Raw genomic sequence first — 15141 nt, 5'->3', positions numbered from 1 at the left:
TCGTCATGACACATTATAAATTAAATAGCAGCAGTTTGAAAGAACTTTCTGCAAGGGTTTCCGTACCCAAATATAATAGAGAAAATGTAAAATCAGGAATTGTTCATGTAGGAGTTGGTGGTTTTCACAGAGCGCACGAAGCTATGTATTTAGATCAATTATTACATGACGATTCCAACTCAAATTGGGGAATTTGTGGAATTGCTTTACTCAATTTCGACCAAAAAATTTACAACACTTTAAAAGAGCAAGACGGTTTATACACATTGGTTGTAAAAGAATTGGACGGAACATTAACCAAAAGAGTAATTGGTTCTATTGTAGAATATTTATTCGCACCAGAAAATCCAAAAGCTGTCATTGAAAAAATGGCAAACCCTGAAGTAAAAATCATCAGTTTAACCATTACTGAAGGAGGTTATAATATAAATGAAGCTACAGGAGAATTTAATTTAAACAATCCGCAAATTATACAAGACAGTAAAAACCCGGAAAATCCAACCACAATTTTTGGCTATTTAACACAAACTTTAAAACTTCGTAAAGAACAAAGTGCAGGTGCAATCACTATTCTTTCTTGCGATAATATTGAAGGAAACGGAGATGTAACCAAGAAAATGCTTTTATCTTATATCAAATTTGCTCAACCCGATTTGCTAGATTGGATTAAGGAAAATGTCTCTTTCCCAAATAGTATGGTCGATAGAATTACGCCTGCAACGATGCCGACTGATATTTCTGAGCTGAAAGAAGTTTCAGGAATTGAGGATCAATGGCCAGTTGTTTGTGAATCGTTCCAACAGTGGGTTATAGAAGATGAATTTATTGCAGGAAGACCAAACTTGGAGTCAGTTGGAGTTCAATTTGTAAAAAATGTAGCGCCTTTCGAAAAAATGAAATTGGGCTTATTAAATGCAGGTCATTCTGTTGTGGGCATATTAGGAAGTTTAGTTGGATATTCTACCATTGATGAAGCCATTTCTGACCCAGCTATTCAAACTTTTCTAAAAAATTATTTGGATTTTGAAGTAACGCCAATTCTGCGGGATTTAGATGGAATGGATTTGACTGCTTACAAAGAAATGCTAATCAAACGTTTTAGTAATATTTACATCAAAGATCAAATTGATAGAATTTGTTCTGAAACTTCCGCAAAAATGCCAAAATTCATTTTGCCAACGGTTTTCGAACAATTAAAATCGAACAAAAACATAAGTCACGCATCTTTTATAATCGCAGCTTGGGCAATTTATAGTTTGGGTTTCAATGAGAAAAAAGAAGCTATAAATATCAAAGATGCTTTAGCAGAAAAGCTTTTCGAAAAAGCCAAAATAGCACAAACTTATCCAACAGCATTTTTAGAATTAGAAGAGGTTTTTGGAACATTAAGCCAATCGGAAGAATTTAATACTGCTTTCTCAAAAGCATATCAAAAAATCACTTCTTTTGGCGTGAAAAAATGTTTAGAGGAGATGAATAGCAACTTTAAAAACGAAAAACAATGATAAAAGCAACCTGTTTTGGAGAAGTTTTGTGGGATGTATTTCCTACGCATAAAAAAATTGGAGGAGCACCGCTTAATGTTGCAGTACGATTAGAATCGATGCAAAATGAAGTGTCGGTTATAAGTAGTGTTGGTGATGATGAATTAGGCGCAAATATTATTGATTTTTTACAAGAAAATAATGTGAATTCAACTGGTATTCAAATAGATGATAAACTTGAAACCAGTATTGTAGCTGTAACTTTGGATAGTTCTGGATCTGCATCTTATGAAATCGTACAACCAAGAGCTTGGGATAATATCGTGCTCACAGATATTGCTAAAAATCTAACAAAAGAGGCAGATATTTTTATTTATGGAAGTCTCGCTGCAAGAAATAGTACTACAAGAAATACACTTTACGAATTGTTGAAATTGGCAAAATACAAAGTTTTTGATGTCAATTTGCGTAAACCCTATTATTCTATTGAAGTTTTGAATCATTTAATGAATGAAGCCAGTTTTATCAAATTTAATGATGATGAAATTTTTGAAATAGCAAAGTTGTTAGGTTCAAAAGTTCAGACTTTAGAAGAAAATATACTGTTCATTGCAAAAGAAACAAATACCGATTGCATTTGTGTAACCTTAGGAAGCAAAGGCGCTATTCTCTATTTTGAAGGAATTTTTTATTCCAATTCAGGGTACAAAATTACGGTTGCAGATACTGTTGGAGCAGGAGATTCCTTTTTGGGAACTTTAATTAATAAATTGATAAAAAAAGAAAATCCGCAGAAATCTATAGATTATGCTTGTGCAGTTGGAGCATTAGTAGCAAGTGAAGAGGGAGCAAATCCGAAAATTGGCGAAGTTGATATTCAAAAATTAATAGGCAAAACAATTTCTTAATTGAATCTTTAAGATTTGTAATTTAATTATTAACATCGAATAATTTTAGTTGTGTTTTATAATTCGATGGTAGAAACTTCATAATTAATTTTATGGAGTTTCTTTTTACAAAATATTGTTATTATCAAAGTATTTAATTAGCAATCCAATTTTGAAGACAATCTTTCACTTTTTGTTCTCTCAATTGAGAAAGTGCTTCCAAATAATATGTGGTAAAAGTTTCGTTCTCACTCAAGTCCTCAAAAATAGATTTGATTTCAATAAATTTCATTGGATTTTGAATCGAAAGTGCCGCGGTTCTAATCAAAGTGCCACTCATCTCATCAATAATATCGTACGGAATACCGTTATCATCAAGTCCATCATTGTATTTTGCCCAAGCTGCGATTACAAAAGCCGCTTTTTTCACTTGTTTACTATTTTCTAATTGATATTTGACAGTTGGTAAAATAAACAATGGAATCTTTGCCGAACTTTCTTGACAAATACGAAATAATTGATCATTAAGATATGGGTTTTGAAAACGGAAAGCTAAATTATTTTTATAATTTTCAATTGTTTTTACATCAGAGTCAACAAGAGTTGGTGTTACTTCTTCATCCAAAAATTCTTTTAAGAATAGCATAAAATCGGGATCGCTTGCGGTTTCATAGACGGTTTTGTAACCGTGCAAAGTTCCTAAAATCCCTAAAATAGTATGACTTGCATTCAATAATCTTAGTTTAAGATTTTCATAAGGCACAATATTATCAGTGTATTCCACCCCAACTTTATCCCAAACTGGTCTTTGGTGAATAAATTGATCTTCTATCACCCATTGCGAAAAACCGCCACAAACAACTGGCCATTGATCATCAATATTGAAATCTGCTTTCAAAGTTTGAATGTCGGTTGAATTGGTAATCGGTGTAATTCTATCCACCATTGTATTTGGAAAACTTGTATTTTTTAAAATCCAATCCAAAAGTTCTGGTTCCGTTTTATTCACATAATTCAATAAAGATTGCTTCATCGTATCCCCATTAGACTTAATATTGTCGCAAGAAAGAATTGTACAACCAGGTAAATTTCGTAGTTTTCTTAATTTAAAAGATTGCGTCAAATAGCCAAATACAGTCTTTGGGCTGAAAGGATTTTTAATATCCTCAATCACTTCGGGATGATTAATATCAAATTCGCCGGTAATTTTTTTTAAGAGGTAACCATCTTCCGCAATTGTCATAGATATAATTTCAATCTCTGGATTGGCCATTTTTTCAATCACAGCCAAAGGATTTTCTGGCGCATAAAAATATTCTACGATTGAGCCAATAATCTTTACTTTGTGAGCACCATTATTTTCTTTAGTAAAATGGGTGTAAAGTCCGTCTTGATCTTTTAATACACTATAAATCCTGCGATCCGATTCCAATAAATCTACACCACATATTCCATAGTTTAGTTCATTGTATTTATCAATCAGTTCATGTACATAATAAGCTTGATGCGAACGATGAAAATTACTTACCCCAATATGTAAAATACTGGTTTTTATTTGGTCTCTATCATAAGAAGGAACAGAAACGTCTTTAGACAAAGAAGCTAAGTTTTCAGCATTAAGGAAGTAAGATTTTGCCATAAAAAATGAAATCTGTTAAATAGAATTTAAAACGTTAAAAATACGCAATAAAATTCAAAAATAGGGTTCAAGCGATGATTTTGTAGGGTTAAAAAAAATTAAAATAACTACATTTGTAAGTTACAAGACCAATTAAATTTCAAAATATGGATTTTAGAAAGATAAATAACTTAGCAGTAGATTGTGTGATTTTTGGTCTTGGTGCAGATAATCTTTACGTTTTATTAAAAAAGCGCAGTTTAAATTTATTCAACGAAAATTATCCCGTTATCGAAGATTGGATTTTGCCCGGTGAAAACGTTTTTAAAAGCAATAACTTAGGACAATCTGCAGAGAAAATATTGAAAGATATTACCGATAATAATTTCACAAATAGGAAGCAATTCAGATCTTACGGAAACCAAAAAAGGGTAAAAACAGATAAAGATTTGTTGTGGGTAAGAAGTAAAGGAGGAAAATCAAGAACCATAACTGTTGTCTACTATATTACGGCACCAAAAGAGAATATAGAAATTATTGAAGAGAATAATTTTCAATGGTTTCCTGTAGAAACATTGCCAGAAATTGGTTTTGATCATGAATTGATCATTCAAAATTCTTATGAAGACCTCAAAAGTAAAATTATTACAGAACCTGTAATGTTTGATTTGGTTCCCACAAAATTTACTTTAAATGAGCTGCAATCAGCTTTTCAAATTTTATTGAATATAGAATTGGATAATAGGAACTTTAGAAAAAAAACCATCAGTAAGCCATATATCGTTCCTTTAATTGATAAAAAGAAAATAGCAGGTTCCAAAAAACCTTCCAAATTGTATATGTTTAGCAAAGATGTTTATGACAAAATCTCTGAAAAAGAATACATGATAGGAACAATGTTAATGTTGATTTTCAAGATATTTTAGTTGATATTTTTTTTACCAACCGATAAAAACCGGTAAAACAAAGATTTCTAAAATTCATGCAATCGATAAAATTCCGACTTTCATATAGACAATTCACGCAAACATCTATTATAGTTTCATAGGAAAGCCCATTGTTTCACCTTTGAAGTATTGATTTACAAAATACTACAAAATGAAACTTTATCTCACCCTTTTAATTCTATTATTTTCGCATCTCACTTTCGCGCAGGAAGTAGCAAAACAGAATGACGTAAAAGTCTGGTCTTTGCAAGAAAGCATCGCTTATGCCATAGAAAATAACATCACAGTCAAAGATGCCGCCTTAAATACGGATGTTGCCATTGTAAATTATCAAAATGCAAAATCTTCACAACTACCCAATTTATTTGGAAATATGTCGCAGACTTTTACCAATGGTAGTTCTATAAATCCTATTACCAGTGATTTTATCACGGATCAGATTTACAGCAATAGTTTTGGTGTGAACAGTTCTATGGTTTTATTCCAAGGTTTTCAATTAAAAAATCAAATTAAACAAAATAGTTTGCTCGTGCAGCAAAGCGGTTATTTAGAAGAGATTGCTAAAAATGACATTGTAGTCAGCATTCTTCAAAATTATTTGCAAGCACTTTATAGCAAAGAAAGTATTGCTGTTGCAGAAAATAATCTGGCCACATCAGAAAAAGAAGTTCTGCGGTCTAAAGCAAGATTAAATGCTGGTGCCATTGCATTAACAGAATATACAGAAGCCCAAAGTCAAGCAGCCACAAATAAATACAATGTGATTGCAGCAAAAAATAATTATCAACAATACATTCTTGCTCTAAAACAATTATTAGAATTACCGACTTCAGAAAATATGGCTGTGGAAACTATTAATGAAAATATGGATCTAGTTAATCTGGATTTAAGCAGTGAGAACGTTTATCAAAAAGCAGTTGATTTTCTACCTGAAACAGGTGCAAGTCTATTAAATATTGCAGCCAATGAAACTCAATTAGATATAGCGAAAGGCGGTTATTTGCCCACTTTATCTTTAACAGGAAGTCTTGGTTCTGGATTTACGAGCATTAACAATAATAGTTTTGTAGATCAATTGAATGTAAATTTTAATCAACGTGTTGGTTTAACTTTATCTGTGCCCATTTTTGATAGAAATCAAACAAAATCAGCAGTACAAACGGCAAAAATTAATATAGAAAAAGCGCAGATACAAAAGCAAAGTGTAGATAAGGAAATTTACAAAAAAGTAGAAACGGCTTTTCAAAATGCAATTTCAGCCCAGGAACAAGTGGTTGCAGCGGAAGCTTCTAAAACTGCGGCAGAACAAAGTTATAAACTCGCCCAGAAAAAATCTGAATTGGGCGCTCTAAGTACAACAGATTTAATCATTAGCCAAAACACTTTGACGAACGCGCAGCAAAATTATTTACAATCTAAATATCTAAATATTTTATATCATCAATTATTACAGTTCTATCAAGGAAATGAAATAAAACTTTAAAAATAATTGTTCTTAAATCGCCATTTAAAAATCTTTCAATAAAACACAAATGAAGATTAGGCGATACCATATGACCTTTAAAAAAATAAAAATATACCTATGAAAAAGAAAAAATACATCATCATCAGTGTACTATTGGTCGCCATTCTAGCGATTGTGGGCTACATTTATATGAATAAAAGTAGCACAGAAATAGTAGAAGCACAAACCATTGTTGTGAAAAAAGCAAATGTAACCAAAATGGTAACCGCAACCGGAACTATTCAACCCATAACGCAGGTAGAGGTTGGTACACAAGTTTCTGGTGTTGTAGAAAAAATTTATGTGGATTACAACAGCGAAGTAAAACAAGGTCAACTTATTGCAGAATTGGATAAAACTAACCTTCAGGCTGCTGTAACACAAGCACAAGCGGCTTATGATAATGCGGTAACGCAAAGCAATTACACAAAAACGATCTATAATCGACAACAATCTTTGTACAAAAGTCAGGTAATTAGCAGGTCTGATATGGAGCAGTCGATGTACGAATATCAAACGGCTCAAGGTTTAGTAACGCAGCGCTTGTCAGATTTGCAATCTACAAGAACCAATTTGAGTTATGCTAATATTTATTCGCCGATTAATGGAGTCGTTTTGTCAAAGGCCATAGATGAAGGACAAACAGTAGCAGCAAGTCTGAGTACACCAACATTATTTACAATCGCGAAAGATTTAGAACAAATGCAAGTGGAAGCAAACGTAGATGAAGCAGATATTGGTGAAGTAAAACAAGGACAAAGAGTTACTTTTACAGTAGATGCCTATCTAGGCGAAACTTTTGAAGGAGTCGTAACACAAGTAAGATTGAATCCGACGGTAACTTCTAATGTGGTGACTTACACAGTTGTGGTAAAAGCAGATAATCCAGATTTAAAATTAAAACCAGGTTTAACGGCTACGATTTCTATTTACACTTTAGAATTAACAGATGTATTGACGGTGGAAGCGAAAGCCATTAGTTTTGAACCGGAAGCTGCCACTTTTGCACTTTATAACAAACAGCATAATTTAGAAGATAATTCTAAAACCGCTAAAGCAGGTGAATCTACACTTTGGGTAATGGATAAAAACGGTGCGATTACAGCAAAGAATGTGAAAGTTGGATCTAGTGATGGCGTTAATGTTCAAATATTAAGTGGCGTAGCGGAAGGTGAAAAATTAGTGTACAGTATGAAAAGTGTGGTTAGATCTGATATAAAAACAGACGACGCCAGCAGCGAAAGTCCATTTGTGCAAAAACCACGAGGTGGAAAAAAGTAAAAAGATGAGCAAAGAAATTATTAAAATAGAAGAATTGAAGCGTGAATTTACGATGGGTACAGAGGTCGTCCACGCTTTAAAAGGTATTTCATTCAGCATAATGGAAGGCGAATTTGTTACCATAATGGGATCCAGTGGATCGGGGAAAAGTACGCTTTTAAACATTTTAGGCTGTCTAGATCAACCTACTTCTGGCATTTATGAAATTGATGGTGTAAAGGTGAAAGATTTAAGCAGAAACGAATTAGCAACCATTAGAAATGAAAAAATCGGTTTCATTTTTCAGTCTTATAATTTATTAGCCAGAACTTCTGCCATCGAAAATGTAGAATTACCCTTATTGTACAACAGCAAAGTTTCTACTGCGGAACGACGAGAAAGAGCAATAAAAGCATTAAAAATGGTTGGCTTAGAAGAAAGAATGGATCATACACCATCGCAATTATCTGGTGGTCAACAGCAAAGAGTTGCTATTGCAAGATCTTTGGTCAATAATCCCGTGATGATTCTTGCAGATGAAGCTACTGGAAATTTAGATACCCGAACTTCTTATGAAATTATGTCTTTATTTCAAGCTTTAAATAAACAGGGAATTACCATTGCCTTTGTAACGCACGAGCCAGATATCGCTACATTTAGCAGCCGAACGGTTGTGCTAAAAGATGGAAACATCATCAAAGATTTTGCGAATGAAAATATCCTAACCGCAAGCGAAGAATTGGCAAAACTGCCGAAAGAAAATCATGAATTATGAGAGTTTTAAATTTATTAAAAATAGCATCCAAAGCCATCATACTCAATAAAACGAGGACTTTACTCACCATGTTGGGCATCATAATCGGTGTGGCTTCCGTAGTCGCCATGCTCGCTATTGGCGAAGGTTCGAAGGAAAGTATCCGAACTTCTATATCCAGTATGGGTTCTAATATGATCACCATAAAACCTGGTGCAGATGATCGTGGACCAGCCAGAGGAAGTGGCGGCGATGTACAAACGCTTACAATGCAAGACTATGAAGCGATAAAAAAACAAGCCACTTTGCTTAATTATATTACGCCAGTTGTAAACGGTAGTGGACAAGTAATAAACGGTTCCAGTAACTGGCCTTCAACTATTTATGGGGTAAATTCAGATTATCTTAAAATAAAATCCGTAGATCTGCAGAGCGGCAGCATGTTTACAGATGACGAGGTGAAATATGCGTCTAAAGTGGCTATTTTAGGACAAACTGTAGTTGAAAATATTTTTGGAGACGGAGCAGAACCTGTTGGTCAGATGATCAGATTTAATAATATTCCTTTCAAAGTGATTGGCGTTTTAGAAGAAAAGGGAGAAAATACATTTGGGCAAGATCAAGATGATGTGGTGATTTCGCCCTACACTACAGTACAAAAACGAATTTTGGCTATTGATTATCTCAATCAAGTAATGGCATCTTCCATCAGTGAAGATGACGCCGCAAATGCAGTAATACAAGTTAACGATATAATGCGAACTCAACACAAATTGAGCGATAATGATGAAGACGATTTCAATGTAAGTTCCATGGAAGAATTAATTTCGAACTTTAGTTCTACGAGCGAGATGTTGACTTTATTATTGGTTGCTGTCGCAAGTATTTCTTTATTAATAGGCGGAATTGGAATTATGAATATTATGTATGTTTCCGTAAAAGAGCGAACAAAGGAAATTGGTTTGAGAATGGCAGTTGGCGCAAAAGGTGCAGATATTTTGATGCAATTTCTAATTGAAGCCATTTTAATAAGCATTACCGGTGGAGTTTTGGGGGTTTTACTCGGACTTGGTGCCACGGTTTTTATCGAAAAATTCTTAAATTGGCCAACAAGTGTGGCAATGTATTCGATTGTGATTTCATTTATTGTTTGTGCCGTTACCGGAATATTTTTCGGTTGGTATCCTGCCAGAAAAGCTTCTGCATTGGATCCGATTACGGCTCTGAGATATGAGTAAATTAAAGTTTTTAATAGAAAATACAGTTCAAAAGACTGTATTTTTTTTGGCATTAATTCATTAAAAATAAACACCAAAAGTCAAAATTTTCTTTTCTGTCGATGAAATATATCCAAACGTCGATTTCAGTTGATATGAGGTGCTAAATCTTCTACTTTTACATCATTATTAACAATCAAAATTTAATATTATGAACTTTTCAAAAGAATTAAAAACAGGCGCAATTACATTAGGATTTTTATTTTTAGGAACCTTTGTTTCTGCAAACCATCCCACAGCTAAAACACCAACAGCGAAGGAAATCGTGAAAAAATTGGATAAAAATAGAGATGGTCAACTTTCTAAAAAAGAAGTAAGTGGATCATTTAAAAGTAATTTCAAGAAAATTGACACCAATAAAAATGGCTTTTTAAGCATTAAAGAGGTAGCAAAAGCACAAAATTCCAAATATAAAAAAGTGAGTAAGAAAAGAAGATAAAAATGCTAATTTTCCTTTTCAAATTTAAACAAATCAACAATTAACAATCAAAAATATTTATTATGAATTTTTCAAAAGAATTAAAAACAGGCGCAATTACATTAGGATTTTTACTTTTAGGAACCTTTGTTTCTGCACAGAGTACGCAAGAAAAAAAAGGCGGTCAAAAAATGACACCCACAGAATCAATGGAAAAATTGGATGCCAATAAAGACGGCAAACTTTCAGAAAAAGAAGCGAAAGGATTTTTTAAAGAAAATTTTGCAAAAATTGACACCGATAAAGATGGCTTCTTAAGCATTAAAGAATTAGAAAAAGCACCGAAACCAGAAGGTAGAGGAGAAGGAAGGCCAAAGAGATAGTAATTAATTTAATAAATTTCATAAAACTTGCAAAAACTTTTTAATCAAAATCTATCATCTATTAAAAATGATAAACGTATTAAAAGAGTGTTTGCAGGTTTTGTGATTTTAGAATAGCTATTTTTAATAAAAATTTTTAATTTGCAAGATGTTCCCTTAAATTCACTTTAGCAAACAAAATTTCAATCTTAAATTATACAATTAATTAGATGTATAAAAATAAAAAAATCATCATTTTATCCCATTTATTGGTCTGGCTTGTACTTTTCAGCATGCCTTATTTAATGTCGTACGGTCAAGAAATAAAAATCGCGAGATTAATCGCCCATTTTTGGATTCCACTTGTTTTTTCTGCAATCATGTTTTATTTGAATTATTTTATTTTAATAGAAAAGTTTTTGTTTCAAAATAAAATGGTTAAATATATCGCCATCAATGTTTTAATTATCGCTTTCTTTTTAGTGATTAGAATTTTTATTGAAAACAACTTTTTTGAAAATCTAAACAAAAATCGTCCAGATGGAACTTCGCCACCTTTTAATATTTTTAACTATTTCCAAAGTTTGTCTTATTTAGCACCTTTGCTTTTTTCTGTCGCCATAAAAACCACACAAAGATTGGTGAAAACTGAATATGAACGCAAAGAAGCCGCAAATATTAAATTAAAATCAGAGTTGCAACATCTTCATTATCAGTTGCAACCGCATTTCTTTTTCAATTCATTGAATAATATTTATGCGATGGTAGATATTTCGCCAGAACAAGCCAAAACATCCATTCATAGTTTAAGCAAATTGATGAGGTATATGTTGTACGAAACCAATGTAGAGTTTGTTCCCCTTTCAAAAGAAATCGATTTTATGAAAAAATACATCGATTTGATGAAGCTTAGAGTTTCCGATAAAACCGAAGTTACTTATCATTTTCCAACCGTAGAAACCGGGATTTTAATTGCCCCTTTATTATTTATCTCATTGATAGAAAATGCCTTCAAACATGGGGTTTCTGCAAGTAAAAAAAGCCAGATTAATATCATTATGGCCAGAGAGGATAATAAGGTACTTTTTACCATAGATAATGATAATTTTCCAAAAAAAACGGACGATAAAAGTGGTTCCGGAATCGGATTAGAAAATGTAAAAAGACGACTGGATTTGTTGTATCCTCATCATCATACTTTCGAGTATAAAATAGTAGATCATCGTTTTTTAGTAACTTTAGAAATAGAAACAACTTAAAATATGAGTAATCAAAAAATTTCCTGCATTATTGTTGATGACGAACCAATGGCTTTAAATTTAGTAGAAAGTTACGTAGAAAAAACCCCATTTTTATCTTTAAAGAAAAAGTGTGGAAGTGCCATAGAAGCGCTAGAATTCATAAAAAGTGAACCTGTAGATTTGTTGTTTTTAGATATTCAAATGCCAGATTTAACGGGGATTGAATTTTCTAAAATGTTGCCCAAAGAAACCCGAGTTATATTCACCACCGCTTTTGATCAATATGCTTTGGAAGGTTTTAAAGTAGAAGCTTTAGATTACCTATTGAAACCTTTTGATTATGCTGAATTTTTAGCAGCAGCCAACAAAGCGCATACTTGGTTCAATTTAATTAATTCTAAAAGTGAAAGTGCAGTTTCTGATGAAAAAGAATTTCTATTTGTAAAATCAGAATACAAACAATTGCGAATTAAATTAGCAGATGTTCTTTATTTTGAGGGTTTGAAGGATTATATTAAAATTTGGGTGAAAGACAATCCGAAACCTATTTTAACATTGATGAGTTTGAAATCATTAGAAGAAGAACTTCCAGAAACCCATTTTATGCGGGTTCATCGATCATTCATTGTTTCTTTAAAAAATGTGGAGGTGGTAGAACGCAGTCAAATCATCATCAATGAACAACGGATTACGGTTTCTGATCAATACAAACCGAAATTTTTGGACTTTATTAATGATAATTCACTTAATTCTTAAAACTTTCATCAGTTTATTTCGATATAATTTTTGGCTTCGTCGATAAAATGAAGCCAAACGTCTATTTCAGTTTTAGTGGCAGTATTTTTCCTCTACATTTGAATTATCAAAACAGGATACTAAAGAAGTAAATGTTTATTTTAATTTTTAAATAATAGAAAGATGAAAACAACTACCCCAACAAAATTATTGTCTGCACTTTTTTTTGTAGCAATTACAGCACAATTTTCTGCACAAGCAAACCGAAATAATAACGATAATAATAACAAGAAAACACCTACAACATTTTCGAAATCAAGCACTAAAAATACCTATGGTAAAAGTATTCCAAAAGCCAAAGTAGTTTATAAAACACCAACAAAAAAGGTGACTTCCGTAAGGTCTATCCCAAACAAAACGGTGGTGAATTACAAAAATCAAAATTATTACTATGATAATAATAAATATTACACACAATCCAGAGGAACGTATGTTCCTATTTTCCCAAAAGTGGGTTTTAGAGTGAAACAAATTCCTACAAATTATAAAAAAATACAATACAATTCTTATAATTATTACAATGTTCAAGGTATATTTTACCTTAGTTCTAACAATGAATTTGAAGTAGTAGATCCGCAAGTTGGAACCATCGTTTACGAACTTCCTGCAGATTATGAGAAAGTAACTATTGACGGAAATTCTTATTATGAATATGCCAATATTCTTTATGAAAAAATACAGATCAATGGAACAAGAGCGTATCAAGTTATAGGAATAATCGATATTGATTAAATAGGTCACCAAATATTTCTTTAATGATGATGTAGGCTTCCTCAAAAACAGTACAATTTAGAAGTATAAAAATACTAACTTTAAATTGTAAAAAATATTATGAAAAGAAGCAGATTTAGTCCGGAGCAAATTGCTAAAATTTTAAAGGATTACGAAAATGGTACAACTACAGAAGAGTTGTGCGGCGTAAATGGCGTGAGTCGTCCAACTTTCTACAAATGGCGCAGTAAATACTGCACTTAAAGCAGCAATTTTTAAAATTTATATATTTAATGATTTTTTATTTTAATAATTTCTGAATATCTTCGATTAATAATTCCACATCGGGATGATATTTTCCGCGCAAATCTGTATTTTTTCCTTCTTTATCTTCGTAATTTAAACCAGAATAATAGAGTTTAGGCATATTTTTTTCGTTGAAACGACAGCGAATATGTCCCTCTTTATCTACCAAAGCAATCATTCCGCTATGATTTAGATTTTCCGCTTCATCTTCTTTATCACCAACATAAATATTAAATTGATCGGCAACTTTGCCTATATAATGGCGGTTTCCAGTTAAGAAATGCCAATTGGGCGAAACAGCGCCAATTTGTTCCGCATGTTGTTTTAAAGTTGCAGGCGTATCATTTTCAGGGTCAATACTGATGGAAATAATTCCAAAATCCGGATGATTAATTTCTTTATTAATGTTTTTCATATTCGCATTCATCACGGGACAAATGGTAGGACAAGTGCTGTAAAAAAATTCTACGAGATAGACTTTTCCAAGCATATCTTTATTGGTGATTTTTTTATTATTTTGATCGATTAGTTCAAAATCTGGCACTTTCATTACCGTAAAAAGGCTTTCTTTTAAATATCCCACACCAAATGCGATCCCAACGAATATTACACATAAAATGACCAAAGGAACGATGATCTTATTCTTGGAGAAATTTTCCTTTTTTTTATTTGTTTGCATATTTCTCTGGATTTTTTTTGAATGTTTCTTTGCAGCCAGAAGAACAAAAACCGTAGGTTTTATTTTTATACACTGCGGTATCTTTCAAATGATCAGCAGTTTTCATTTGGCAAATCGGGTCTAGTTCATTTACAACTTTGATATCTTTTAAATTTACACTAGAAGTCATAGATTTTTTGTGATTGATTTTGAATTCCTCTTTTTTGCAGGATACAAGGAATAATGACAGCAGTGCTATCAAAATATTTATTGATTTCATTTTAGTAAAGTTTGTTAAATTTTGTAGGGAATTATTTTGATTGTCAAAATAATTGAGTAAAAATTCAACTAAACTAGAGGAGGATGGAAAATTGTAGAAGTGTATTTTAGATTATAAAAATCAAAATACGTATTGCTGAATTTACGCTCTAAGATAAAAATGGTACTCATTTTAAAAGAGAAAATATCTTGTGCAATGAAATTATCAATTGAATTGACTTTTGTAATGTTCGTTGTAGAATTATTTTGTGTTTTAAAAAGTTCCTTTATCAAAAAACACTTTCCGTGGCAAGTAAGTTCTGGTTTATCTCGGTTTTCGCACAAGTTTTCAGAAATATATTCATAATTCACAGCATAATTCACCACAGGCAAAATTGGCTTGATGGCGATTGTGAAAATGATAAAAACTGAGATTAAATATTTCATTTAAATTGAGCATAGTAAAATTAAGGATTTTTGTAAGAGTAGTGAATATGAATCTTGTCATTAGATTTTACAATTAAATAATTCACCGTTCAAAATTGCTTATGAAGAAGACATTTCTTATTATTTAGTCAGCGCTTAAAAACACTATGATTTTCAATTTCTAAAATTTTAATATTGATATTTTCTGGAATTTTTGATTCCAAGTTAAAGTTAT

The 15141-nt window shown here is 32.0% G+C and carries 16 protein-coding genes and 1 pseudogene; 13 read left to right on the top strand and 4 right to left on the bottom strand.

Annotated elements, in window-relative coordinates; translation table 11 throughout:
- Nucleotides 1-5: 5 nt before the first annotated feature.
- Nucleotides 6-1505, top strand: a complete 1500-nt coding sequence (locus tag HNQ03_RS14265) for a mannitol dehydrogenase family protein (RefSeq protein WP_173780374.1) — start codon at nucleotides 6-8, stop codon at nucleotides 1503-1505.
- The gene (locus HNQ03_RS14260) at nucleotides 1502-2392 is read left to right on the top strand and encodes a carbohydrate kinase family protein (protein ID WP_173780373.1); all 891 of its coding nucleotides are present in this window, start codon (nucleotides 1502-1504) and stop codon (nucleotides 2390-2392) included. The genes HNQ03_RS14265 and HNQ03_RS14260 overlap by 4 nt, the downstream gene beginning before the upstream one ends.
- Nucleotides 2393-2525: 133 nt before the next feature.
- On the opposite strand, the gene HNQ03_RS14255 is transcribed toward HNQ03_RS14260, so the two are convergent.
- Nucleotides 2526-4010 (bottom strand): mannitol dehydrogenase family protein, encoded by a 1485-nt coding sequence (locus tag HNQ03_RS14255; protein ID WP_173780372.1) that lies wholly within the window; start codon nucleotides 4008-4010, stop codon nucleotides 2526-2528.
- A gap of 146 nt (nucleotides 4011-4156) precedes the next feature.
- Here HNQ03_RS14255 and HNQ03_RS14250 point away from each other — a divergent pair, with 146 nt between their 5' ends.
- From HNQ03_RS14250 to HNQ03_RS14200, 11 genes and pseudogenes are all read left to right on the top strand, one after another.
- Nucleotides 4157-4915, top strand: a complete 759-nt coding sequence (locus HNQ03_RS14250; protein ID WP_173780371.1) for an NUDIX hydrolase — start codon at nucleotides 4157-4159, stop codon at nucleotides 4913-4915.
- 172 nt (nucleotides 4916-5087) lie between these two features.
- A complete protein-coding gene (locus tag HNQ03_RS14245) occupies nucleotides 5088-6419 on the top strand; it encodes a TolC family protein (protein ID WP_173780370.1) in 1332 nt (443 codons plus the stop codon).
- 99 nt (nucleotides 6420-6518) lie between these two features.
- Nucleotides 6519-7721 (top strand): efflux RND transporter periplasmic adaptor subunit, encoded by a 1203-nt coding sequence (locus HNQ03_RS14240; protein ID WP_173780369.1) that lies wholly within the window; start codon nucleotides 6519-6521, stop codon nucleotides 7719-7721.
- 4 nt (nucleotides 7722-7725) lie between these two features.
- Entirely contained in the window at nucleotides 7726-8475 is a 750-nt protein-coding gene (locus HNQ03_RS14235) for an ABC transporter ATP-binding protein (protein ID WP_173780368.1), read from the top strand.
- Nucleotides 8472-9692: an ABC transporter permease gene (locus tag HNQ03_RS14230; RefSeq protein WP_173780367.1), complete on the top strand. Its 1221-nt coding sequence runs from the start codon at nucleotides 8472-8474 to the stop codon at nucleotides 9690-9692. Before HNQ03_RS14235 ends, HNQ03_RS14230 begins: the two co-directional genes overlap by 4 nt.
- Before the next feature lie 190 nt (nucleotides 9693-9882).
- Nucleotides 9883-10170: an EF-hand domain-containing protein gene (locus HNQ03_RS14225; RefSeq protein WP_173780366.1), complete on the top strand. Its 288-nt coding sequence runs from the start codon at nucleotides 9883-9885 to the stop codon at nucleotides 10168-10170.
- A gap of 62 nt (nucleotides 10171-10232) precedes the next feature.
- A complete protein-coding gene (locus HNQ03_RS14220; protein WP_173780365.1) occupies nucleotides 10233-10532 on the top strand; it encodes an EF-hand domain-containing protein in 300 nt (99 codons plus the stop codon).
- 209 nt (nucleotides 10533-10741) lie between these two features.
- Complete coding sequence (locus HNQ03_RS14215) at nucleotides 10742-11770, top strand: sensor histidine kinase (RefSeq protein ID WP_173780364.1); 1029 nt, start codon at nucleotides 10742-10744, stop codon at nucleotides 11768-11770.
- Between the two features lie 3 nt (nucleotides 11771-11773).
- Complete coding sequence (locus HNQ03_RS14210) at nucleotides 11774-12508, top strand: LytR/AlgR family response regulator transcription factor (protein WP_173780363.1); 735 nt, start codon at nucleotides 11774-11776, stop codon at nucleotides 12506-12508.
- Nucleotides 12509-12670: 162 nt separating this feature from the next.
- The gene (locus HNQ03_RS14205) at nucleotides 12671-13279 is read left to right on the top strand and encodes a DUF6515 family protein (RefSeq protein ID WP_173780362.1); all 609 of its coding nucleotides are present in this window, start codon (nucleotides 12671-12673) and stop codon (nucleotides 13277-13279) included.
- A gap of 99 nt (nucleotides 13280-13378) precedes the next feature.
- A pseudogene (locus HNQ03_RS14200) lies at nucleotides 13379-13513 on the top strand (transposase); the annotation flags it as partial.
- 46 nt (nucleotides 13514-13559) lie between these two features.
- Here the strand turns inward: HNQ03_RS14200 and HNQ03_RS14195 are convergent.
- The 3 genes from HNQ03_RS14195 to HNQ03_RS14185 form a co-directional block, all read right to left on the bottom strand.
- Nucleotides 13560-14243 carry an SCO family protein gene (locus tag HNQ03_RS14195; protein WP_173780360.1) on the bottom strand — a complete coding sequence of 228 codons (684 nt, stop codon included), beginning with the start codon at nucleotides 14241-14243 and terminating at the stop codon, nucleotides 13560-13562.
- Nucleotides 14230-14502, bottom strand: coding sequence for a YHS domain-containing protein (locus tag HNQ03_RS14190; RefSeq protein ID WP_173780359.1), 273 nt, complete (start codon nucleotides 14500-14502; stop codon nucleotides 14230-14232). Before HNQ03_RS14190 ends, HNQ03_RS14195 begins: the two co-directional genes overlap by 14 nt.
- Nucleotides 14503-14570: 68 nt before the next feature.
- Entirely contained in the window at nucleotides 14571-14927 is a 357-nt protein-coding gene (locus tag HNQ03_RS14185; RefSeq protein ID WP_173780358.1) for a hypothetical protein, read from the bottom strand.
- Nucleotides 14928-15141: the final 214 nt, after the last annotated feature.

The organism is Frigoriflavimonas asaccharolytica (assembly GCF_013294015.1).
GTDB lineage: Bacteria > Bacteroidota > Bacteroidia > Flavobacteriales > Weeksellaceae > Frigoriflavimonas > Frigoriflavimonas asaccharolytica.
Note: the sequence above shows the minus strand (reverse complement) of the source record. Positions and strands in the feature narration are given on the sequence as shown.